The organism is Micromonospora acroterricola, assembly GCF_003172955.1.
Classification (GTDB): Bacteria; Actinomycetota; Actinomycetes; order Mycobacteriales; family Micromonosporaceae; genus Micromonospora; species Micromonospora acroterricola.
Genome location: NZ_QGKR01000146.1, coordinates 17,466 through 40,504 on the forward strand (window position 1 = coordinate 17,466; position 23,039 = coordinate 40,504).

Consider the following 23,039-nt stretch of genomic DNA (forward strand, 5'->3'; position numbering starts at 1 on the left):
TACCGTCCACGGCGAACGGTAACTGTCCAAGATCTCAGTCAGGCGAGGGTGCAGGCGGTGCCGTTCACGGTGAAGGCGGTGGGTTTGGGGTTGCTGCCGGAGTGGGCGCCGTTGAAGCCGAAGCTCACCGACGCCCCCGGGGCCAGGGTGCCGTTGTAGGAGAGGTTCGTGGCGGTCACCGCCGTACCGCTCTGGCTGACCGTCGCCGACCAGCCCTGGCTGACGGTCTGCCCGGCCGGGAAGCCGAACCGCAGCGTCCAGCCGTTGATCGCGGCGGTTCCGGTGTTCGTGATCGTCACCGTGGCGGTGAAGCCGGTGCTCCAGTCGCTGGTGGCGTACCCCACCGCGCAGTTGCCGCCGACCGGCGGGGGCGCGGTGGTGACGGTGACCGGCGCGGACGCCGCGGAGGTGTTGCCGGCCGCGTCCACGGCCACCACGTAGAACTGGTACGCCGTGGAGGCGGTCAGCCCGGACACCGCGAGGGTGGTGGTGGTCGGCGAGCCGACGAGCGGGTCGGTGGCGCCGGCCTCCCGGTGGACGCGGTACCCGGTGACGCCGACGTTGTCGGTCGACGCCGCCCAGTTCAGGGTGAGCCCAGTGGCGGTGACCGCGGAGGCGACCGGGGTGCCGGGCGCGCTCGGCGCGGTGGTGTCGGCGCTGCCGGCCGGCGGCGTGGTCACGCTGAGCGTCGGCGAGGCGGCGGACGTGTTGCCCGCGCCGTCGCGGGCCACCACCGTGAACTGGTACGTCCGCTCCGGCAGCAGCGTCGAGACGGTCAGCGAGGTGCCGGTGACGGGGCGGATCACCACCACGTCGTTGCCGACCAGGAATTCGCGGACCTCGTAGCCGGCCAGGCCGCTGCCGCCGCTGTCGGTGGACGCCGCCCAGGTCAGGGTGACCGAGCGGGGCGCCAGGTTGGACGCCACCGGCTTACCCGGCACGGTCGGCGCGGTGGTGTCCGGCACCGCCGGCCCCGGCTCGTCGCCCCAGACGCGGGTGGCGCCGGAGTAGAGCGGCACCTTTCGGTTCGGCCCGGCGGTCGCCTGGTACGACGGGTCGTTGGTCGGGTCCCAGGTGCCGCCCTCCGGCACCCCGATCTTGAACTGGACCTCCATCCGGTGCTGCGACTGCCCGGCGGGCGCGATGGTGTGCCCGGTGCAGTCCACTTCGACGTACCAGATGTCGCCGCTGAGTTGCCGGGCGGTGGTCGGGGACGGGCAGCCCTGGGTGTAGCCGGGGGTGACCTGCACCGGCCCGGGGCCGTCCGGGCGGAAGTAGTAGCGGAACCGGCCGTCGGTCAGCGCCCGGGCGGGGAACGCGGACTTGTTGTAGATCACCGCCTTCAGCCCGGTGGCCCGGGGTTCGGCCTGCATCACGGTGGTCTCCACGGTCAGCTCGTCGAGGTCCGGCGTCTCGGCGACGGGGAAACCGGCGAGCGGGTTGCCGCCGTACTCGGAGACCAGCCGGACCAGCGCGGAGGTGAAGCCGGCGTTGTAGTCGGTGGCCACCTCGTTCATCACGTAGTCCGACCGGCTGTCGGTGTACGCGTCGTTGGCCGCGGACGGCCCGCCGACCAGCGCGCCGTAGAGGGTGTGCCGGGTCTCGACGGGCACGGTCTGGCTGTCCCACCAGGAGCCGTGCGCGGTGCGGTGGTGCGGGTTGCGCGGCGCGTTGGCGCCGAAGCCGATGACGTAGCTGGAGTTGCGCGGGTTGTCGCCGAGCGCGTAGTTGATCTGCCGGACGGCGAAGTCGTGGTAGCGCGCCTTGCGGGTCGCGTCGGTGGTCCTGTCGCTGTAGACCAGCGCCGCGAAGGAGGTGTTGGCGGCGTAGCGCAGGGCGCCCCAGGAGTCGAGCACCGCCATCCCGCCGGGCGAGTAGGGCACCCGCTGCCCGTCCACGCCGACGGTCCAGTAGTCCAGCCAGCGGTTGGCGTCATCGACGTACTTCTGTTTGCCGGTCAGGTTGGCCAGCAGCACGTACGCGCCGAACTGCTTGTTGTCCCAGGCGATCGTCCACTTATAGGAGCGGGTGGTGGACTGGTTCTCGGTGCCGAGCTTGTCGTACTCGCTCTCGGCCTTGGCCAGATAGCTGGCCTCGCCGGTGGCCCGGTGCAGCCAGATCGCGCCCCAGACCAGCTCGTCCTGCCAGCCGCTCCACGAGCGGTAGAAGCTGGTCGCGTCGGTGATGCACTCGTGGTAGGACTTCCGCACGGTGTCGGCGAAGGTGTAGAGCTGCCGGGCGTGCCCGAGCAGCCGGTCGGCGTAGGCCGCGTCGGTGGGCCGGAACACCATCGAGGACGCGGCCATCGCGGCCGCTGTCTCCCCCGCCAGGTCCGCGCCGCCGCAGCTCGCATCGATCCGGTACGCGGGCCGCGCCATCGGCAGCACCTCGGCCGGGCCCCACCACTTGTGGTCGTCGTCGCCCTTGCCGACCTGTCCGTAGAGGACGTTCGGCGCGGGGTGCGCCTTGATGAAGTAGTCGTTGACGAAGCGCAGGTTGTTCAGCAGGTGCGGCAGCTGCCCGGAGGCGGTGTAGCCGCTGCGGTACTCGACCGCGCCCCACGCGAGCATGGTCGCGCTGAACGCCATCGGGAAGCCGAACTTGACGTGGTCGCCGGCGTCGTACCAGCCGCCGGTGAGGTCCAGCCCCGCGTCGGCGCCGTCGGTGAGCGCGCTGTCGCCCCGCCAGGAGACCCGGTTCCAGTCGGGCAGCCGGCCGGACTGCTGCGCCTCGTAGAAGAGCAGCGACTTCTGCAACGCCTCCGCGTAGTTGAAGGCCGGCGCGGCCGACGCGGGCCCCGCTGGCGGCGCGGTGACCGCGACGCAGAGCCCGGTGAGCAGGGCGGCGCCGGCGGTCAGCAGCCGCCGTGGCCAGGGCCGGTCGGCGACCGGTGGCCGGTGCCGGTCGGGGCGGCCGGGCACCGGCCGGGTGGGATGGCGCATGGCGGTCTCCTGTCGGAGGCGCCGCCGGCGGTCGCACCGACGCGGGACGACGTCGGACGGCACGGCCATCGGCGACGACGTGGGATGGCGGTGTGACCAGGGCCCGTGGAAGCACCGACATGGAAGCGCTCCCATGGATAAGCGACAATGTAATGCGCGCACCGTCGGTTGGGAAGCCCGGCGCGCCCCGGAGCGCCGCAGCGCCCGTACGCGTTACGCCGACACGCGCATGATCACGCGGAAAGCCGCCCCGGAACCCACTTCTGTCCGGCACGTCATGCCAGCTCAGGCCGATTGACCGATGCCGTTGGCCGGTCCCGTTCATGGGATCATGTGCCGCCCCCTCGATCAATCCGAAGGAATCCTCATGCCACAGCGTCGGCGCCTGGCACGTGCGGCCGTCTGCACGGCCGCCGCCACGGCGAGTCTCGCCATCGCCTCCCCGGCCGCCTGGGCGCTGGGGAGCGTCCCGCTCAACCCGGCGCACGTCGGGGCGACGGCGGGGAACTTCCAGCAGGAGTGCAAGGACCCGCGTTTCGGGACCCTGCCCGCCGGCCAGGACGGCTGGCACTTCGTCCTGCCCACCAACCGGGCCGGCGACTTCCAGAGCCTGACCCTCACCTACCGGGACACCACGGGCGCCTCGGTGACCGTGCGGGTGCCCGACCCCTCGGACGCCTACACCGACTTCCTCTCCGCCAACGGCGGCGGGGACAAGCAGGTCAAGCACGCCTACCTCTTCACCCCTGGGGGGTGGACGCTGACCGGCGGCACCGCCACGGTCAGCGGCGAGGGCGACCGGTTCAACCTGAGCCACACCTGCGCGGGCACCGGCGCGACGGGGTCGCCGACGCCGTCGACGGGGTCGCCGACGCCGTCCACGTCCCACTCACCGTCGGAGTCGACCACCCCGTCGGAGTCGACCGCCCCGGCGGGATCGACCACGCCCTCCGGCGGAGCGGGCGGCGGCGACGGCGGCGGCAGCCTGCCGATCACCGGTGCGGCCGCCACCAGCATCGCGCTGGGCGGTCTCGCCCTGATCGGCGGCGGCGCCCTGCTGATGATGCGGCGTCGCCGGGACCGGATCACCTTCACCAGCTGACCCCCTCACGCACCCGCGACCGGCCGTCGGACACCGTCCGACGGCCGGTCGCGGTTGTGCGGGACCGATCGCTGCCGCCGCCGTTCCGTACTCACGGGTAACCGGTCGACGCCGCCCGGAGATACGTCACATCATCTACGCCTGTCGATTCGTTCGACAGCATGCGCCCAGCTCGGGCCGACTGCCGGTGGTCGGATCGCCGGGGCGTACGGGCGGGACGACGTCCTGCCATACAAACGTACTGTTGCTGACCCGCTACCCGGCGCGGGACAGTACCGATCACCAGCGGTGCCATCGACGCCGCCGCTCCCCGGTCAACCCTGAGGAGAACGCGATGGCACTACGACTCGCCGAGGGCACCGCATGGTCAGACGTCCTCGCCCGCGCGGTGGCCGCCACCCCCGAGGCGTTCGGCGCCGAGGTCGACGGCGTCACCACGCTGCACAACCTGATCGAGGGCGACTGGCGGGCCGTCGGCCGTCCCGCGCCCGTCCGCACCCCGGTCGACAACACCGTCGTGATCAACCTTCCCCGGCTGGACGCCGACAACGCCCGTGCCGCGGTCGCCCACGCCGCCGCCGCACACCGCGCCTGGGCCCAGACCCCGCTCGCCGACCGCAAGGCCCGGGTCATCGACGCACTCGACGCGCTCACCGCCCACCGCGACCTGCTCGCGCTGCTGCTGATCTGGGAGATCGGCAAGCCGTGGCGGCTGGCCTGCGCCGATGTGGACAGGGCGCTGGACGGCGTCCGCTGGTACGCGGGCGAGATCGACCGGATGCTCGCCGACGGCCGCGAGCCGCTGCCCGGCCCGGTCAGCAACATCGCGTCGTGGAACTACCCGATGAGCGTCCTCGTGCACGCCGAACTGGTCCAGCTGCTGGCCGGCAACGCCGTCATCGCCAAGACCCCGTCCCAGGGCGGAGCGGTCTGCCTGACCGTCGCGCACGCGCTGATGCGCCGGGCTGGGCTGCCCGCCACGCTGATCTCCGGCGGCGGCGAGGAACTGTCCGAAGTGCTGGTCCGGGCACCGGAGATCGGCGCGGTGGCGTTCGTCGGCGGGCGCTCCAACGGGGGCAAGGTGGCCGCCGCGCTGCTCGACAGCGACAAGCGGCACTTCATCGAGCAGGAAGGCCTCAACGCCTGGGGCATCTGGAACTTCTCCCAGTGGGACCTCCTCGCCGCGCACCTCAGGAAGGGCTTCGAGTACGGCAAGCAGCGCTGCACCGCGTACCCCCGGTTCGTCGTGCAGCGCGACCTGGTCGACGAGTTCCTCGACATGTACCTGCCCGTCGTCCGCTCGGTCCGCTTCGGGCACCCCCTCGCGGTGGACGAGACGTGGGCCGCCGGCGACCCGCTGCCCGAGCTGGACTTCGGGCCGCTGATCAGCGCCGCGAAGGCCGAGGAGCTGCACCGCAAGGTCGAGGAGGCGGTCCGTGGCGGCGCGGTGCCACTGCACCGGGGCAAGCTGACCGGAGCGCCGTTCCTGCCCGGACAGGACACGTCGGCGTACGTGGCGCCGTCGGTGCTGCTCGCCCCGCCCGGCCGGTCCCGGCTGATGCACGCCGAGCCGTTCGGGCCGGTCGACACGATCGTCGTGGTGGACACCACCGACGAGCTGCTGGCCGCGATGAACGCCTCCAACGGCGCGCTGGTCGCGTCGCTGGCCTGCGACGACACCGACGAGGCCGGCAAGCTCGCCGTGGACCTGCAGGCGTTCAAGGTCGGCATCAACAAGCCGCGTTCCCGGGGCGACCGCGACGAGGCGTTCGGCGGGCGGGGCGCCTCGTGGAAGGGCGCGTTCGTCGGCGGCGACCTGCTGGTGCAGGCGGTCACCGTCGGCGGCGACAGCCGGCTCTACGGCAACTTCCCCGACTACAGCAGCTACCCCGCGACCTGAGCCCGGCGCGTGGAAGGGCCCCTGTCAGCGCCCGGCGCATGGCAGGGGCCCCCTGCACCACCGGCCGGCGGCGTACGGTGAAGCGATGTCGATGATCGCGCAGCTTTCCCTGGGCGTGTCCGACCCCGACCGGGCGGCGGCGTTCTGGGCCGCAGCCCTCGGCTTCCACCGCCGCCCTCCCCGGTTCGCGGGCGACGAGTGGATCGTGCTGGACCCGCCACCCGGGGCGCCGGGCGTCGCCATCGCGTTGGACCTCAGCGAGAGCCCCGTGCCGGAGTTCCCCCGGCTCCACATGGACCTGGACGCCGGCGAGCGCAGCCTCGACGAGGAGCTGGACCGCCTGCTCGCCCTGGGCGCCCAGCTCGTCGGCTGGCGGCACTACCCCACCGACCCGCACCCGACGGAGCCGCCGTACGTGGTGCTGGCGGACCCGGAGGGCAACCGGTTCTGCGTGTCCGGCCACCGCGCACCGCCCGCGAGCTGACACCCGAGCCGTCCCGCCTCCTACGCACCGGGCGTCGAGAAGGTGCCCTCCCTCTCCGCGGTGGCCGGGACGACGGTGAGGGTGAGCAGGGCACCGTCGCGCTCGGCCGAGCTGGGCCGGTCCAGCCGTCGGAGGGTACGCAGCATCGCGGTGTTCTCCGCCTGGACGTGCAGCACCAGCGCCGCGTAGCCGGCCCGGTCGGCGTGCCGGGCCAGCCGGCGCAGCAACGCCGTGCCGAGCCCGCGCCGCTGCCAGTCGTCGCGCACCAGCAGCGCCACCTCGGCCTCGTCGCCCTCACCGATCAGGTTCGCCATCGCGACCACGGACTCCGCCGCGCCGTCGTACGCCGTGGCCGTGGCGAGCAGGGTCAGCCCTCGGCTCGGCTCCAGCAGCCGGCGCAACCGTGTCGGCCGCGGCAGCGACGCCCCGCCCAGGTAACGCCGCTGCCGGCTGCGCGGGGAGCACTCCTCGTGCAGCTCCAGCACGCCGGGCAGGTCGTCCCCGCAGGCCGGCCGGACAGCCAGCTCGGCGCCGTCGGGCAGCACCAGGGTGACCTGTTCGGCGGCCCGGCGCGCCACGGTCGCGGCCAGCTCGACCAGGGCCTGCGCCCGGGCGTACTCCGCCGGGGTGAAGGCCGGCTCGGCCCGGCGCAGCGCGAACGAGCCGCCCGCCGGGTCGGCCAGCAGCATGCTGGCGCCGATGATCCCCCGGTCGACGCCGGTCGACGCCGGCCGCCAGCTGACCGAGTCGGCGCCGAGCAGCGTCCGCAGCGCCTCGCCCGTCGCGTCCGGGTCGCGCACCAGCCGGTTGGCCAGCCCGAGGACCCGGGTGGGCTGGTCGGCCAGGCCGCGCGCCTCGCTGCGCGCCACCCAGCAGTCCCGGCCGCGACCCCGCTCGACCGCGGCGATCAGTTCGGCCTCGTCGAGCGCGTCCGGCGCGTCGACCAGGAAATCGTCCACCGCGCCGCGCTCGGTGGGCTGCACCTGCACGGTGAGGATGTTGACCCCGCGCAGTGCGAGGCTCGCCGTGAGGACCGACAGGTAACCCGGCCGGTCGTCCACGGTGGCTCGGATCCGCCACAACGTCATGGTTGGCTCCCTTCCCCGGTACGAGCCTCGCGCCCGGCTGTTGCGGCCCGGTTGCTCGACCGTGACGGCCCGGGAACTCCTTCGGCCGCCTCAGGGGCCGGCGACGACCGGCGGCGCGCCGACCAGGTCCAGCCGGTCGCCGAGAATCACCGCGCTGGCCCGGACAAGCTGGCTGAGCCGGTCCACCTCCGTGCTGTGGAACGCGGCGGCGGAGAGGGTGTCGCTGTGCTCGCGCGCCACCACCAGGACCAGGCCGGCCCGCCCGAACGGCGTGATCGCGTGGTGGGTGCCGTCGGGCGTGGTCACCGACCGGCCGCGCAGGGGGGTCACCTCCGGCAACCGCGGGGGTACGGGAGCCCGCCAGCTGGCGTGCCCGACGGTCGCCCCGCCGGTACCCCCGGCCCGCGCGGCCCAGTCCACCGGCACCACGGCGGCGACGGCCCAGTCGGCCGCCAGCAGCCCGGGTACGGCGTCGACAAGCGTGGCCAGCCCGTCGGCCGGGTTCGCCGCGACCTGGGCCAGCAGCTCGGCGTCCTGGCCGGTGGTGGTGGGCGCGCCGATCGCCCGCCACACGCCGTCGACCCGTACCCCCGGAATCGCCGCGAGCCCGGCCAGCAGCCGCTCCACCCGGGCCGCGCCCGGCCAGACCACCGTGAAGTCGTCCACCGCGCGCCCGCCGAGCCGCTCCAGGACCACCACCTGGACGATGTCCGCGCCGGACACGCCCAGCGTGCGGGCGACCTGGCCGAGAGTGCCCGGACGGTCCGGCAGGGTGACCCGAACTCGCAGCAACATGTCTGTCCCTCCGCTCGGCGGGCCGGCGGCGGCCGGCAGGCTGGTCCCAGCCTGGATGGTGACCATTTCGTCCCTGTTGCAGAGGCATGTCCCGAGGGCAAAATCTGACCTTGACAACGTGAGCGGGCTGCCATCAACTAGTCGGATGACCGATCCGGCCGTCGATGCGCTCCGGCCGGGGGCCGTTCCGGCCTCCCCCGCCGGTCTGGACCTGGACCGGCTCGCCGGCTACCTGGCGGAGCACCGCCCCGAGCTGGCCGTCGGCCCGGTGCGGGCGCAGCTGATCGCCGGCGGCAAGTCCAACCTCACCTACCTGCTGCGCCTCGGCGACCGCGAGGTCGTGCTCCGCCGGCCGCCGCTCGGGCACGTCCTGGCGACCGCGCACGACATGGCCCGCGAGTTCCGGGTCATCTCGGCGCTGGCGCCGACCGAGGTCCCGGTGCCTGGCGCGCTGCTGCTCTGCGCCGATCCGGAGGTGATCGGCGCGCCGTTCTACCTGATGGAACGGATGCCCGGCGAGGTGTTCCGCAGCCGCCGGCAGACCGACCCGCTGGGCGACGAGCGCCGCCGGGCCCTCGCCATGGCGATGATGGACACCCTCGCGGCGTTGCACACCGTCGAGCCGGCCGAGGTGGGGCTGAGCGACTTCGGCCGCCCCGAGGGATACCTGGCCCGGCAGGTCCGGCGCTGGGCCGGGCAGCTCGACCGCTCCCGCAGCCGCCCCCTGCCCGGCATCGACGAGCTACGCGACCTGCTCGCGGCCACCGCGCCGGAAGGCGCAAACGCCGGCCGGATCGTGCACGGCGACTACCGGCTGGACAATCTCCTCGCCTCGGCCGACCCGGTGGCCGTGCACGCGGTGCTGGACTGGGAGATGGCCACCCTCGGCGATCCGCTGGCCGACCTGGGCCTGCTGCTGACGTACTGGGACGTGCTGGGCGACAGCGAGACGGCCGACGGCAACCCGGTCGCCGACGGGCTCGGCCCGCGCGCCGGCTTCCCCACCGGCACCGAGCTGATCGAGCGGTACGCCGGGCGCAGCGACGTCGACGTCGGGCCGCTGCACTGGCACGTGGCGCTCGGCTGTTTCAAGCTCGCGGTCATCTGCGAGGGCATCCACTACCGCCACACGCTCGGGCAGACGCTCGGCGAGGGCTTCGACCGGATCGGCGAGATGGTGGCACCGCTGGTCGCGCACGGGCTGACCGCCGCCAGGGAGCGGTGATGGACTTCTCGTACGACACCCGGACCGAAGAGCTGCGCGACGAGCTGTCCCGGTTCCTGACCGAACACGTCTACCCCGCCGAGGCGGTGCACGCCGAGCAGGCCGCCGCCGGCGACCCGTGGTCGCGTACCCCGGTGCTGGCCGAGCTGAAGGCGGAGGCCCGCAAGCGTGGCCTGTGGAACCTCTTCCTGCCCGACCCGCGCTACGGCGCCGGCCTGACCAATCTCCAGTACGCCCCGCTCGCCGAGTTGACCGGGCGCAGCCCGCACCTGGCGCCGGAGGCGGTCAACTGCGCCGCGCCGGACACCGGCAACATGGAGCTGCTGGCCGAGTTCGGCTCGGAGGCGCAGCGGGAGCGCTGGCTCATGCCGCTGCTGGAGGGGGAGATCCGGTCCGCGTTCTGCATGACCGAGCCGGACGTCGCCTCCTCCGACGCCACCAACATCGCCACCCGGATCACCCGCGACGGCGACGAGTACGTCATCAACGGCCGCAAGTGGTGGTCGTCCGGGGCGATGGACCCGCGCTGCGAGATCTTCATCGTGATGGGCAAGACCGACCCGGACGCCGACCGGCACCGCCAGCAGAGCATGGTGCTGGTCCCCCGCGACACCCCCGGCGTGACCGTGCGCCGGGGCATGACCGTCTTCGGCTACACCGACGGCACCCACGGCGGGCACGCCGAGATCGACTTCACCGACGTCCGGGTGCCGGCGGAGAACCTCATCGGCGCCGAGGGCGCCGGCTTCGCCATCGCCCAGGCCCGGCTCGGCCCCGGCCGGATCCACCACTGCATGCGACTCATCGGCATGGCCGAGCGGGCGTTGGAGCTGCTCTGCCGCCGGGCCAACGAACGGATCGCGTTCGGCCGGCCGCTGGCCGAGCAGGGCGTCGTCCGGGAGTGGATCGCCGAGTCGCGCGTGCGCATCGAGCAGTCCCGACTGCTGGTGCTCAAGACGGCCTGGCTGATGGACACCGTCGGCAACAAGGGCGCGCACACCGAGATCCAGGCCATCAAGATCGGCACCCCGGCGATGGCGGAGTGGGTGATCGACAAGGCCATCCAGGGGTACGGCGGCGCCGGCGTCAGCCAGGACACCCCGCTGGCCGCCCTGTGGGCGCAGACCCGCACCCTGCGCCTCGCCGACGGCCCCGACGAGGTCCACCGCTCCTCCCTGGCCAAGCGCGAACTCCGCCGCTGGACCCCCACCCCCACCTGAGGCGCACCGCGCCCTCACCCCGTTGATCATGAAGTTATTGCCATCCACGTCGGCGTGTCACCGCACTAACTTCATGATCAACAGAGCGTCCGGCGCCAGCCGGGGCGGCCGGGGCGGGGTCAGGCGGAGTTGCGGTGGATCAGTTGGGTGTCGAGGAGGATGTGGGGGGCGGGGAGGTCGTCGCCGCGGATCCGGGCGACCAGCAGCCGGGCCATCTGCCGGCCCATCTCCTCCACCGGCTGGAAGACCGTGGTCAGCGGCGGGTCCGCCTGCCGGGCGATCGGCGCGTCGTCGAAGCCGATCACGGCGACGTCCTCGGGGACCCGCCGGCCGGCCTCCCGCAGGGTCCGCAGCGCGCCGAACGCCATCAGGTCGGACGCGACGAAGACGGCGTCCAGGTCGGGGCAGGCGTCCAGCAGACGGCGCATGCCGGCCGCGCCGCTGCCCTCGCTGAAGTCGCCGTACGCGATCAGGTCGGGGTTGACGCCGGCCCCGGTGGCCTTGACGGCCTCGGTGTAGCCGGCCAACCGGGCCAGGCCGGCGCCCATGTCCTGTGGCCCGGCGATCGTGGCGATCCGGCGCCGCCCACGGCCGGCCAGGTACTCCACGGCCTGCCGGGCGCCGCCGACGTTGTCCACGTCGACGAACCAGGCCGGCTGGGCGCCCGGTTGCAGCATCCGGGCGGGCCGGCCGCCGAGGACAGCGGGCAGGCCGCGCTCCTCCAGCAGCGTCGGCAGCGGGTCGGCGTCGTGCAACGACAGCAGGAGTACGCCGTCGACGTGCTGGTTGGTCAGGTGGTGCTCGACCCGTTCCCGCTCGACCGGCGACTGGGCCATGGCCAGCCAGAGCTGCATGGGGGTCTCCAGCAGCCCGGAGCTGATGCCGCGCACGATGCCGGCGAAGAACGGCTCGGTGAAGACCCGTTCGCCGGATTCGGACACGACCAGCGCGACGGAGTCGGTGCGCTGGGTGACGAGGGCGCGGGCCGCCCGGTTCGGCACGTACCCCAGTTCGGCGATGGCCTGCTGTACCGCGGCCCGGGCCTCCGGGCTGACCTGGGGCGAGCCGTTGACCACGCGGGAGACCGTGCCCCGCCCGACGCCGGCGCGCGCCGCGACCGCGTCGAGGGTCGGGCGCCCGAGCGACCGGGTGCGCTGCGTTGTCATCGTCTGCTCCTCCGACGGCGGGCGGGCCCGGTGCCACCCGCGGGAGGTGGACACCAGGACCGCCCTGATGGCTGGCCCGAGCCTATTGTGCGGCCAGACCGTTGCGTCGGATCACCGAGGCGTACCACCTGGCGCTGGACTTGGGGATGCGGACCTGGGTGTCGTAGTCGACGTGGATCATGCCGAACCGCTTGGTGTAACCCCAGGCCCATTCGAAATTATCCATCAGTGACCAGGCGAAGTATCCCCGCAGGGGCACTCCGGCGTTGATCGCCTCGTGCGCGGCGCGCAGGTGGGCCTCGAAGTAGGCGAGCCGGTCGACGTCGTCGACCTCCCCGTCGACGACCGTGTCGACGAACGCGGAGCCGTTCTCGGTGACGTAGAGCGGCAGATCCGTGTACTCGTCGTGCACCCGCCGCAGCGTCTCGACCAGGCCGGGGGCGTCGATCTCCCAGTTCATGTCGGTGACCGGCACGCCCCGGGTGACGAACCGGACGTCCTCGCTGCCGGGCCAGCAGGAGGGCGCCCGCCAGTACGGCTCGGGCTCGGCGCCCTCGACCGGGGCGGCGACCACGTGCCGGCTGTAGTAGTTGATGCCGACCAGGTCCAGCGGCGTGGCGATGGTGGCCAGGTCACCGTCGCGCACGTGGTCGAAGTCGGTCACCGCGCTCAGGTCGGCCACGAGGTCCGCCGGGTACGACCCGCGCAGCAGCGGGTCGAGGAAGAACCGGTTGGCCAGCGCGTCGATCCGCCGGGCGGCGTCCACGTCGCCGGGCGCGTCGCTGGCCGGGTCGACCGGGTAGAGGTTGACCGTCACGCCCACCTCGGCCGTGGGCCGGGCGGCCCGCAGCGCCTGCACGGCGAGGCCGTGCCCGAGCATCAGGTGGTGTCCGGCGCGCACGGCGTCCGCCCCGTCGGACCGGCCGGGGGCGTGCACCCCCGAGCCGTACCCGAGGAACGCCGAGCACCACGGCTCGTTCAGCGTGGTCCAGTAGCGCACCCGGTCGCCGAGCGCGTCGGCGACCAGGGTGGTGTAGTCGGCGAAGCGGGCGGCGGTGTCGCGGGACGGCCAGCCGCCGGCGTCCTCCAGCGGCTGCGGCAGGTCCCAGTGGTAGAGGGTGAGCCACGGCTCGATGCCGTGCCCGAGCAGCTCGTCGACCAGGCGTCGGTAGAAGTCCAGGCCACGCGTGTTGGCCGCGCCGGTGCCGCCGGGCTGCACCCGGGGCCAGGAGACCGAGAAGCGGTACGACTTCAGCCCCAGCTCGGCCATCAGCGCGACGTCGCCGCCGAGCCGGTGGTAGTGGTCGCAGGCCACGTCGCCGGTGTGCCCGGCGACCACCCGGCCGTCGGTGTGGCTGAAGGTGTCCCAGATGGACGGTGTGCGGCCGTCCTCGGCCGCCGCCCCCTCGATCTGGTACGCCGCGGTCGCGGCCCCCCACAGGAAGCCGGGCGGGAAGGTCAGCCCGGGGCGCTCGTCGAGGACGCCGACGGCGGGCGGGCTGGCGGGGTTGCTCACGACTTGACGGCACCTTCCATGATGCCGCCGATGATCTGGCGGCCGAACACGAGAAAGACGAGCACGAGGGGGATGGTGCCGATCGCCGTGGCGGCGAACACCTGGGAGTAGTCGGTGTAGTAGGCGTACGACAGGAAGGAGAGCGAGACCTGGAGGGTCGGGTTCTCCGGGGTGAGGATGGCGTACGGCCAGATGAACGAGTTCCAGGTCTCCATGAAGGTCAGCAGACCGAGCACGCCGGCGGCGGGACGTAGCGCGGGCAGCACGATGCTCCAGTAGATCCGGAACGTGCTCGCCCCGTCGACGCGGCCGGCCTCGATCAGCTCGTCGGAGATGGCCTGGCTGGCGTACTGCCGCATCATGAACACGCCGAAGGCGCTGACCAGGAACGGCACGGTGACCGCGTAGAGGGTGTCGTACCACCCCAGGTCCTGCATCATGGACCAGAGCGGGATGAGGCCCATCTGGGTCGGGATCATCATGGTGACGATGATCGCCAGCAGGAGGGCGTTGCTGCCCTTGAACCGCAGTTTGGCGAAGGCGAACCCGGCCAGCGAACCGGTGAGCACCACCGACAGGGTGACCACCGAGGAGACGATGATCGAGTTCATCATGCCGGTGAGGAAGTTCGCGGCGTCGTTGTCGAGCACCCGTCCGAAGTTGTCACCGAACGCTCCGCCGGGGGTCAGCGGCGGCGGCACGTCGTTGATGGAGTCCAGGCTGCGACTGCCGATCACCAGCATGTAGTAGAACGGGTAGATCGACAGCAGCGCCGCCAGGAGGAGCGCCACGTAGGTCAGCGGGCTGGTGCGCCACAGGCGCTGGGAAGCCGAGATCATCGATCTCTCCTCACTTCGCCGAGCGGCGGACGAGTAGGAAGTTGAACAGCGACACCAGGACGATGATCATGAAGATCGCCCAGGCGACCGCGGCTCCGTAGCCGGCGGAGTTCAGGTTCACGATGCCCATCTCGTACATGTACATGGCCAGCGTCTGGAACTCCCGCTGGCTGCCGCCGAGAATGTTGCCGTTGGCGAAGAGCAGTGGCTCGGTGAAGAGCTGCATGCCGCCGATCGTGGACAGGATGACCACGAAGATGAAGGTGGGCTTGAGCATGGGCAGGGTGATCTGCCAGAACTGCCGCCACGGGCTGGCGCCGTCGATCGCCGCTGCCTCGTAGAGATCCTTCGGGATCGCCTGCATGCCGGCGAGCAGGATCAGGGTGTTGTACCCGGTCCAGCGCCAGTTGACCATCGAGGAGATGGCGAACCACGAACTCCACCGCTGCCCGTCCCAGTCGACCGGGTCGACACCGACGAGGCTCAGCAGCCAGTTGAACAGGCCGAACTCCCGCTGGAACAGCATCCCGAAGACGATCGCGACCGCGGCCACCGACACCACGTTCGGCATGAAGATGGCCATCCGGAAGAAGGTCTTGGCGCGCAGGAAGGTCCGGTTGAGCAGGTTCGCCAGGAAGAGGGCGAGCAACAGCTGCGGGATGGTCGAGAGGGCGAAGATGCCGAACGTGTTGACCAGCGCGTTCCAGAAGTACTCGTCGGAGAACAGCCGGGTGTAGTTGTCGAAGCCGATGAACGAGTGATCGCCGATCATGTCCCAGTCGTGCAGCGACATCCAGGCGGTACGCACCATCGGGTACAGCCCGAACGCGCCGAAGATCAGGAAGAACGGGGCGATGTAGAGGTACGGCGAGTACTTGACGTCGAGATGGTTGAGGAACCTTCCCCGGCGAAGTCGGGAAGGGACGTCGGGAGAAGGCGGTGCTGCTGGCGACGGCGGTGCCGTCGTGGCCGACAGGCTCATGCGAATTTCCTTTTCCGGCGAGGCCCGGGGGCCCTCGCGCAGGGCGCTACGCGGAGGGGACCGGCCGGTGGCGTCCGGGAAGCCCCGAACGCCACCGGCAGGGAATCACTCAGAAGGCACCCTGAGTCTTGGCATCCTTCGTGAACTGCTCCCAGGCCTTCGCCTTGTCGGCCTGCCCGCTCTCGAACGCCCGCAGGGCCGGCTCGAGCGCGTTCTCCTTGACCGCCTGGTGCTTCGGGCCCAGGTGGGTCGGCTGGATCTTGGCGACGCTCTCCCCGAAGATCTTGCCGGTCGGCGCGTTGCTGAAGTACTCGTTGGTGTAGCCGATGAAGGCCTCGTTCTTCAGCGCCTCCAGGTTGGTGGGCAGCGGGCCCTTGGCCTTGAAGGCCTCCACCTGGCTCTTCGCGTTGGTCAGGTACTCGGCGAGCTTCGCCGCCTCCTTCGGGTACTTGCTCTGCGCCGGAACCGCGAGCCACGAGCCGCCCCAGTTACCGCCGCCGCCCGGCACGGACGCCACGTCCCACTTGCCCTTGTTGGCCGGACCGGAGTTCTCCGAGACGATGCCGAGCATCCAGGACGGGCAGAAGGTGGCCGCGAAGGTGCCCTGCTTGAAACCACCCGACCACTCCGGCGACCAGGTCTGGGCCTTGGCGGAGATGTCCGCCATCGACGTGGCGGTGTCCCAGGCGTTCTTCACCGCGGGGCTGGTGTCCGCGATGATGTTGTCTTCCTTGTCGTAGAACAGGTCACCGTTGCCCTGGAACATCACGCCGTTGGAGACGGCGGTGATCGAGTCGATGAACGCCTTACCGCCGCTGCCCTGCTTGTACTTCAGACCGGCGTCGTGGAAGCCCTGCCAGTCCGGCCAGAGCGCCGACACCTGGTCGCGCTCGGTGGGCAGACCGGCAGCCTGGAACAGGTCCTTGCGGTAGCAGACGGCGAGGCTGCCGACGTCGGTCGGGAGGCCGATCAGCCGACCGTCCGGCGCCTTGCCCAGCTCCCACTTCCAGGGCAGGAACTCCTTGGAGTGGTCGGAGACCAACGGGTTGAGGTCGGCCCAGTTGCGCGCGTTGGGCTTGAACTCGTTGAGGATGCCCTCTTCCAGGGCGGTGACGTCCGCCGCGCCCTTGCCGGTGGCCAGGTAGCGGACCAGCTTCGGCCGGTACTCGGCGAGCTGGGCGGTCTTGCGCAGCTCAACCTTGATCCCGGTGTCCTTCTCGTACTGCTTGACGATCTCGTCGTAGCCGAACTCGCCGAAGGTGTCGACGACCAGCTTGGCCGGCTTCTCGCCGGCCGCCGGCTTGTCGTCGTCGTTGCCGCAGGCCGCGAGACCGCCGATTGCGGTGATCGCGGCCAGGGCAGCGGCCGCCAGGCGGGTACGCCGCGTGGTGACACTCATTCGCTGACCCCTCTTTCCGGTGGTGAGGCTGGGTGTGGTGGGGGGTGCCTACCGCGCCGGGTCGGCCCCGGCGGTCACCGGCGGCCGTACCGGAGGAACGCGGGTGACCCGCGCCACCTCCGGGAGCGCTCCCATGAGATTGCCGGGGGGTAACGGGGGTGTCAATAGGACGATGGGAGCGTTCCCAGATCGTTACCGCCATCGACGACGGGGACAGGTCCGGAGAAGACACGCGAATCCCGGCAGGCCGGACGGAGACTCCGTGTCGGTCCAGGGAGCAGCGCCACCGGGCCTCGGCGCACGCGCGGCGGCCCCGGCAACGCGCGTGCGCGGTGTCCGCGGCTTCGCTGGGACGCGGGGTCAGCAGAAGCGGCGCAGCAGCGTGCCGGTGCGGCCGGCGTCGAAGCGGGACGGGTCGAACGTGGAGCCCGCCCAGTCGCGCAGAGCGGCATGCGCCGGATCGGCGAAGTCGGCCGGATCCGCCAGCGCGACCAGCAGCGCCTGGTAGCCCGACGGCCCGCCGATGCCCTCCGGCGGGCAGGCCCGCTCGCCGTCCAGACAGACCGGGTACCGCTCCTCGGGGTCCGCGGTCAAGGCGTCCTCGACCACCAGGCCGTGCTCCCACCAGTCGCCGAAGTCGTAGGTGTAGGAGAACCGGCTGCCCTTGCCCAGCACCGCGTCGAGCCGGACGTCCAGCTCGTCGTGCAGCGCCAGCTCGCCGTCCGGGTCGGGCTCGCCGTACTGCAACCCGTCGATCTCGAACGAGTGCAGGTGGCAGTCCCGCCAGCCCATCGCGTGCTGCACCACGCGGTGCAGCCGGTCGAGCGTGTAGCCGGCCGGAACGAGCACCCGACGCCAGACCGGCGGGCGGACTCCGGCGAGGGACATCTTCAGCTGGAAGATCTGACGGGGCATGCTGTCCTGTCCTCCCGCGGCTTAGGCTGCGAGCATGATCTGCCGAGCGTGCCGGGCCCGGCGACACGACGACTGCCCGGGCCGGAACTGGTGCGACTGCCAGCACCGTACCGCCCGACCGACCCCTCCGGTCACTGGTCCGGCCAGCGAATGACCGTCGGAATCCCGATCCGACGGCTCTGGCCCGAGCCGTCCACGCTGCCGCTCGACGACGTGGCGTTGACCGCGCTCTACGGCCGCGCCGACCGGCCCCGGCTGCGGGTCAACTTCGTCGCCAGCCTGGACGGCGCGGTCACCGTGGACGGCTACTCCGCCGGGCTCTCCGGCGAGCCGGACAAGCGGGTCTTCGGTCTGCTGCGGATGCTCTGCGACGCGCTGGTCGTGGCCGCCGGCACGCTGCGCCAGGAGGGTTACCGGGCCGTCCGGCTCAACGAGCGCCGCCGCGCCTGGCGCCGCGAGCACGGGCTGTCCGAGTACCCGACGCTGGTCGTCGTCTCCCACTCGCTCGACCTGGACCCGGCGCAGGCCGCGTTCGCCGACGCGCCGGTCCGCCCGGTGGTGCTCACGCACGCCGGCGTCGAGCCACCGCCGGGGCTGACCGACGTCGCCGACGTGCTGCGTTGCGGCGCCGACCGGGTCGACCTGGCCGCCGGCATCGACGTGCTCCACCGGCGGGGGCTGACCCAACTGCTCTGCGAGGGCGGCCCGCAGTTGTTCGGCGCGCTCACCGCCGCCGACCTGGTGGACGAGCTGTGCCTCACCGTCGCGCCACTGCTCGCCGGGCCGGGGCCGGGCCGGATCACCGCGGGCGAGGCGGCACCGCCCCGCCGGCTGCCGCTGCGGCACGTGCTGGCCGCCGAGGACGGCGTCCTCCTGCTCCGGCACGCCCGGGACTGACGGCCGCCACCCGGCACCGGTCCGCCCGCGCGCGATTCAAGGATCGTCCAAGGTTTCCTGCATCCCGGTGGCGGATCGTTCCTCTCGGAACGGCCGGTTCGGCTGCGTGACCAGCTGACCGGGGCCGAGGGGAACGGGGCGGCCGGCACGGGGCGGTCGCCCCGACCCCACAGCACCCTGACCGTGGGTACGCCCACGCTCACGCACGGCGTGCGACGGCGGGCGGCCATGGTGTCGTCCGCCGCGTCGCGTGGCGACCTGTCGTACTCCTCGGGCAGGATGCACGTCATGCGCTCCGACCGTGATGCCCGACCGACCCGGGTCGCCCGATGACCGACGCCGGCCTCGAGGGCCCGGGCGAGCCGGTCGGTCGGGTGCTGGGCACCGCCGACGCCACCCCGTTGCAGTTCTGGACGGCCGTGGCGCCCGGCAGTTACCTCCAGCTCGACGACGTGGTGGTGACGCGGCGTGAGCTGCCGGACCGGGAGCCGGTGACGATCGCCGGGGTGGTCACCCAGGTCCGGGCCCGCCACGAGGGCGCCCAGTTCGACTCCGACGTCTTCGCCATCGCCGACGGCACGCTGCCCGCCCAGGTGCAGGAGGCGGCCGAGGTGACCACCACCCGGGTCGACCCGGAGTTCTACGTGCCGCCGACCCCCGGGGCGGTGGTGCACCGCGCCGAGGGCGACGCCCGCGCCCGGGCGCTGCACTTCGACCGGATGGAGCGGCGCATCCCGATGGGGATGGGTCGCGACGGGGTGCCGGTCTACCTCAACGCCGACTTCCTCGACGGCAGCCGCGGCGCGCACGTCTCCATCTCCGGCATCTCCGGGGTGGCCACCAAGACCAGCTTCGCCACGTTCCTGCTCTACTCGGTCTTCCGCTCCGGCGTGCTGGGCGGCGACGCGGTCAACGCCAAGGCGCTGATCTTCAACGTCAAGGGCGAGGACCTGCTCTTCCTCGACCACCCCAACACCCGGCTCGACGAGCCCACCCGCGCGGCGTACGCGAAGCTCGGGCTGACCGCCGGCGCCTTCCCCGACGTGCGGGTGTACGCCCCGCCCCGGGTCGGCGACTCCGCTGGCACGCCGGACGTGAGCAGCCGCCTCACCGGCGTGGACGCCTTCTACTGGACGCTGAGCGAGTTCTGCGCCGACCGGCTGCTGCCGTACGTCTTCGCCGACGCCGACGACGAGCGCCAGCAGTACACGATGGTGGTCCACTCGGTCGCCGCGCACCTTGCCCGGTACGCCCAGCCCGCCGACGGCGGGGTGAGCATCGACGGCGCCCGCCTCGGCTCCTACGCCGACCTGGTCGACCACATCGTCGAGCAGCTCAACGACGACGAGACCCGCTCCGACTGGGCGGGCAGCGCCGTCGGTCTGGGCACCGTCAACGCGTTCGCCCGGCGGCTGATCGGCAGCAAGAAGGACCTGGGCCGGCTGATCCGTGGCGACCTCGCCACCCGCCGCCCGCACTCGATCAACACGAGCGAGTCGGCGCAGGTCACGGTGGTCGACCTGCACAACCTGCCGGACCGCGCCCAGCGGTTCGTGGTCGGTGTGACGCTCAAGAGCGAGTTCGAGCGCAAGGAGAAGTCCGGCACCGCCAAGCCGCTGCTCTTCGTGGTCCTCGACGAGCTCAACAAGTACGCGCCCCGGGAGGGCTCCTCCCCGATCAAGGAGGTGCTGCTGGACATCGCCGAGCGGGGCCGCTCGCTCGGCGTGATCCTGATCGGCGCCCAGCAGACGGCGAGCGAGGTGGAACGGCGGATCGTCACCAACTCGGCGATCCGGGTGGTCGGCCGGCTGGACCCGGCCGAGGCCTCCCGACCGGAGTACGGTTTCCTGCCGCCGGCGCAGCGGCAGCGGGCGCTGCTGGCCAAGCCGGGCACCATGTTCGTCAACCAGCCCGACATCCCCGTGCCGCTCTGCCTGGAGTTCCCGTTCCCGGCCTGGGCCACCCGCGTCTCCGAGGCGGGCCGCGCGCCATCGGAGACGCTGCGCTCGATCACCCAGTCCGCCGACCCGTTCGCCGTGGTGGGGTCCGGCGGCGGCACCGACGACGACATCCCGTTCTAGGGGGCCGGCACAGCCATGAAGATCCTGCACACCTCGGACTGGCACGTCGGCAAGGTGCTCAAGGGGCAGTCCCGGGCCGAGGAGCACAAGGCGGTGCTGGCCGGCGTGATCGACATCGCCCGCGCCGAGCAACCGGACCTGGTGATCGTCGCCGGCGACCTCTACGACACCGCCGCGCCCACCTCCGAGGCGACCCGGCTGGTCACCCGGGCGCTGACCGCGCTGCGCCGCACCGACGCGGACGTGGTGGCCATCGGCGGCAACCACGACAACGGCCCGGCGTTGGACGCGCTGCGGCCGTGGGCGGAGGCCGCGGGCATCACACTGCGTGGCGGGGTCCGGGAAAATCCGGACGAGCACGTGATCGACGGCGTCACCGCCAGCGGGGAGCGGTGGCAGCTGGCCGCGCTGCCGTTCCTGTCCCAGCGGTACGCGGTCCGCGCGCTGGAGATGTACGAGCTGACCGCCGCCGAGGCCAACCAGACGTACGCCGACCACCTGGGTCGTGTGCTGGGTCGACTCACCGAGGGCTTCACGGAGCCCGACCGGGTGCACCTGGTCACCGCGCACCTGACCGTGACCGGCGCGACCACCGGCGGCGGCGAGCGGGACGCGCACACCGTGCTCGGCTACGCCGTGCCGGCAACCGTCTTCCCGGCCACCGCCCACTACGTGGCGCTGGGTCACCTGCACCGTGCGCAGCGGGTCATCGGCCCCTGCCCGGTGCGCTACAGCGGCAGCCCGCTCGCGGTCGACTTCGGCGAGCAGGAGAACGTGCCCTCGGTGACGCTGGTCGAGGTGACCGCCTCCACCGCCGCCCGGGTCCGTGAGGTGCCGGTGACCGCGGCGAGCGCGCTGCGCACCGTGCGGGGCACGCTGGCCCAGCTCGCCGAGATCGAGGCGCCGGACGCCTGGCTGCGGGTGTACGTGCGGGAGCAGCCGCGTGCCGGCCTGCGCGAGGAGGTCCAGGAGCTGCTTCCCCGCGCCCTGGAGATCCGCATCGATCCGGAGCTGCTCGCCGCGCCGGGCACCGGCGCCCGCATCGCGCAACGCTCGGGGCGTTCGCCGCGGGAGCTGTTCGCCGACTACCTGGACAGCCGGGGGCACGCCGACGAGGGCGTGCGGGAACTCTTCGACGAGCTCTTCGAGGAGGTCGACCACTGATGCGTCCGATGCGGTTGGACATGGCCGGGTTCACGGTCTTCCGGGACGACACCACCGTCGACTTCACCGACGCCGACTTCTTCGCCCTGGTCGGCCCGACCGGCTCGGGTAAGTCCACGGTGCTGGACGCCATCTGTTTCGCCCTCTACGGCACGGTGCCCCGCTGGGGCGGCACCCGGGGGCTCACCAACGCGCTCGCGCCGTCGGCGACCGAGGCCCGGGTGCGGCTGGTCTTCGAGTCCGGGGGTTCCCGGTACGTGGCCACCCGGGTGGTCCGCCGGGACGGCCGGGGCAACGTCAAGACGGCCAACGCCGGGTTGCAGTTGATGCCGGCCGGCTTCGACGTGACGAAGCTGGACACCGGGTTGAGCCCGGACGACCTCGGCGAGGTGGTGGCCGGCACCCCCGCCGAGATGGAGCAGGCGGTGCTGGAGGCGGTGGGGCTGCCGTACGAGCAGTTCACCAGCTGCGTGGTGCTGCCGCAGGGGCAGTTCGCGGACTTCCTGCACGCCAAGCCGGCGACCCGGCAGCAGATCCTCGTCAACCTGCTCGGCCTCGGCGTCTACGAGACCGTGCAGAAGCGGGCGACGGCACGCGCGGCGGCGGCGGAGGCCCGGCTGGAGGCGGTCGACCAGGTGCTCGCGGGGCTGACCGGCGTGGACGACGAGGCGCTGGCCGGGGCCGATGCCCGGGTCGACCGGATGGCCGAGCTGGCCGCCGCGGTGACCGCGGCCGTGCCGGAGCTCGCGGCGGCGCGGGCCACCGCGCGGGAGGCCGCGGTGGCGTTGACCGCCCTCGACGACGAGCTGACCGTGCTGACCGGGGTGCGCGCGCCGGGCGGGGTGGCCGAGGTGGCGCTTGCCGTGACCACGGCGCGGGCGGAGGCCGAGGCGGCGGCGACGGGCGTGTCGCTGGCCGAGGAGCGGGAGGAGAAGCTGCGCGGCGAGCTGGCCGGCGCCGGCGACGAGAGCGCGCTGCGGCTGCTGCTGCGGGCGTACGAGGATCGGGACCGGCTGAGCGGCGAGGCCGAGACGGTCCGCGCGACGGTGGGCGCGGCGAACGACGAGCACGCCAGCGCCGTGGCCGCGCTGGCCGCCGCCCGCGCCGACGCCGAGCGGGCCGAGGCCGAGCTGGAGGCGGCGTTCCGGGCGCACGAGGAGGCGAAGGCCACCGACCTGGCGGTCAGCCTGCGGGTGCACCTGCACGCCGGCGCGGCCTGCCCGGTCTGCGAGCAGCCGGTTGCCGAGGTGCCGGCGGTGCCGGCCGACTCGGCGGTGGCCGCCGCCACGGCGGCCGGCAAGGCGGCGCGGGCCGCCACCAAGGC

The 23,039-nt window shown here is 72.6% G+C and carries 18 protein-coding genes; 9 read left to right on the plus strand and 9 right to left on the minus strand.

Translation table 11 applies throughout. From position 1 onward, the window contains the following. Positions 1 to 38: 38 nt before the first annotated feature. A complete protein-coding gene (locus DKT68_RS07450; RefSeq protein ID WP_109816694.1) occupies positions 39 to 2,942 on the minus strand; it encodes a glycoside hydrolase family 9 protein in 2,904 nt (967 codons plus the stop codon). Between the two features lie 367 nt (positions 2,943 to 3,309). On the opposite strand from DKT68_RS07450, the gene DKT68_RS07455 reads away from it, so the two are divergent. The 3 genes from DKT68_RS07455 (at position 3,310) to DKT68_RS07465 (ending at position 6,428) form a co-directional block, all read left to right on the plus strand. After that, the gene (locus tag DKT68_RS07455) at positions 3,310 to 4,044 is read left to right on the plus strand and encodes an LPXTG cell wall anchor domain-containing protein (RefSeq protein WP_109816673.1); all 735 of its coding nucleotides are present in this window, start codon (positions 3,310 to 3,312) and stop codon (positions 4,042 to 4,044) included. A gap of 334 nt (positions 4,045 to 4,378) precedes the next feature. Further along, entirely contained in the window at positions 4,379 to 5,944 is a 1,566-nt protein-coding gene (locus DKT68_RS07460) for an aldehyde dehydrogenase family protein (protein WP_109816674.1), read from the plus strand. Between the two features lie 85 nt (positions 5,945 to 6,029). Next, positions 6,030 to 6,428, plus strand: coding sequence for a VOC family protein (locus DKT68_RS07465; RefSeq protein ID WP_109816675.1), 399 nt, complete (start codon positions 6,030 to 6,032; stop codon positions 6,426 to 6,428). Positions 6,429 to 6,448: 20 nt separating this feature from the next. Here DKT68_RS07465 and DKT68_RS07470 read toward each other — a convergent pair whose 3' ends face one another. Then, positions 6,449 to 7,516 (minus strand): GNAT family N-acetyltransferase, encoded by a 1,068-nt coding sequence (locus DKT68_RS07470; protein ID WP_109816676.1) that lies wholly within the window; start codon positions 7,514 to 7,516, stop codon positions 6,449 to 6,451. 90 nt (positions 7,517 to 7,606) lie between these two features. Then, the gene (locus tag DKT68_RS07475) at positions 7,607 to 8,311 is read right to left on the minus strand and encodes an ACT domain-containing protein (RefSeq protein WP_109816677.1); all 705 of its coding nucleotides are present in this window, start codon (positions 8,309 to 8,311) and stop codon (positions 7,607 to 7,609) included. Between the two features lie 145 nt (positions 8,312 to 8,456). On the opposite strand from DKT68_RS07475, the gene DKT68_RS07480 reads away from it, so the two are divergent. Both DKT68_RS07480 and DKT68_RS07485 read left to right on the plus strand, forming a co-directional pair. Further along, entirely contained in the window at positions 8,457 to 9,536 is a 1,080-nt protein-coding gene (locus DKT68_RS07480) for a phosphotransferase family protein (RefSeq protein WP_109816678.1), read from the plus strand. Then, positions 9,536 to 10,756: an acyl-CoA dehydrogenase family protein gene (locus DKT68_RS07485; RefSeq protein WP_109816679.1), complete on the plus strand. Its 1,221-nt coding sequence runs from the start codon at positions 9,536 to 9,538 to the stop codon at positions 10,754 to 10,756. The genes DKT68_RS07480 and DKT68_RS07485 overlap by 1 nt, the downstream gene beginning before the upstream one ends. A gap of 119 nt (positions 10,757 to 10,875) precedes the next feature. Here DKT68_RS07485 and DKT68_RS07490 read toward each other — a convergent pair whose 3' ends face one another. From DKT68_RS07490 to DKT68_RS07515, 6 genes are all read right to left on the minus strand, one after another. Then, the gene (locus DKT68_RS07490; protein ID WP_109816680.1) at positions 10,876 to 11,922 is read right to left on the minus strand and encodes a LacI family DNA-binding transcriptional regulator; all 1,047 of its coding nucleotides are present in this window, start codon (positions 11,920 to 11,922) and stop codon (positions 10,876 to 10,878) included. A gap of 82 nt (positions 11,923 to 12,004) precedes the next feature. Then, the gene (locus DKT68_RS07495; RefSeq protein ID WP_109816681.1) at positions 12,005 to 13,438 is read right to left on the minus strand and encodes a GH1 family beta-glucosidase; all 1,434 of its coding nucleotides are present in this window, start codon (positions 13,436 to 13,438) and stop codon (positions 12,005 to 12,007) included. Next, positions 13,435 to 14,277 carry a carbohydrate ABC transporter permease gene (locus DKT68_RS07500; protein WP_109816682.1) on the minus strand — a complete coding sequence of 281 codons (843 nt, stop codon included), beginning with the start codon at positions 14,275 to 14,277 and terminating at the stop codon, positions 13,435 to 13,437. Before DKT68_RS07500 ends, DKT68_RS07495 begins: the two co-directional genes overlap by 4 nt. Before the next feature lie 10 nt (positions 14,278 to 14,287). Beyond that, complete coding sequence (locus DKT68_RS07505; RefSeq protein ID WP_109816683.1) at positions 14,288 to 15,259, minus strand: carbohydrate ABC transporter permease; 972 nt, start codon at positions 15,257 to 15,259, stop codon at positions 14,288 to 14,290. Positions 15,260 to 15,368: 109 nt separating this feature from the next. After that, a complete protein-coding gene (locus DKT68_RS07510) occupies positions 15,369 to 16,658 on the minus strand; it encodes an ABC transporter substrate-binding protein (protein WP_109816684.1) in 1,290 nt (429 codons plus the stop codon). A gap of 360 nt (positions 16,659 to 17,018) precedes the next feature. Continuing rightward, positions 17,019 to 17,573, minus strand: coding sequence for a plasmid pRiA4b ORF-3 family protein (locus tag DKT68_RS07515; protein WP_109816685.1), 555 nt, complete (start codon positions 17,571 to 17,573; stop codon positions 17,019 to 17,021). 150 nt (positions 17,574 to 17,723) lie between these two features. Between DKT68_RS07515 and DKT68_RS07520 the strand changes: the two genes are divergently transcribed. The 4 genes from DKT68_RS07520 to DKT68_RS07535 all read left to right on the plus strand — a co-directional run. Further along, on the plus strand, positions 17,724 to 18,470 hold the full coding sequence (locus DKT68_RS07520; RefSeq protein WP_109816686.1) for a pyrimidine reductase family protein: 747 nt from the start codon (positions 17,724 to 17,726) through the stop codon (positions 18,468 to 18,470). 329 nt (positions 18,471 to 18,799) lie between these two features. Then, positions 18,800 to 20,551, plus strand: coding sequence for an ATP-binding protein (locus tag DKT68_RS07525; protein ID WP_109816687.1), 1,752 nt, complete (start codon positions 18,800 to 18,802; stop codon positions 20,549 to 20,551). A 15-nt stretch (positions 20,552 to 20,566) separates the two neighbouring features. Beyond that, a complete protein-coding gene (locus DKT68_RS07530) occupies positions 20,567 to 21,715 on the plus strand; it encodes an exonuclease SbcCD subunit D (protein ID WP_109816688.1) in 1,149 nt (382 codons plus the stop codon). Further along, positions 21,715 to 23,039, plus strand: a 1,325-nt coding sequence (locus DKT68_RS07535) for an AAA family ATPase (RefSeq protein WP_146218309.1), incomplete at its 3' end; no start/stop codon positions are given. The genes DKT68_RS07530 and DKT68_RS07535, both read left to right, overlap by 1 nt.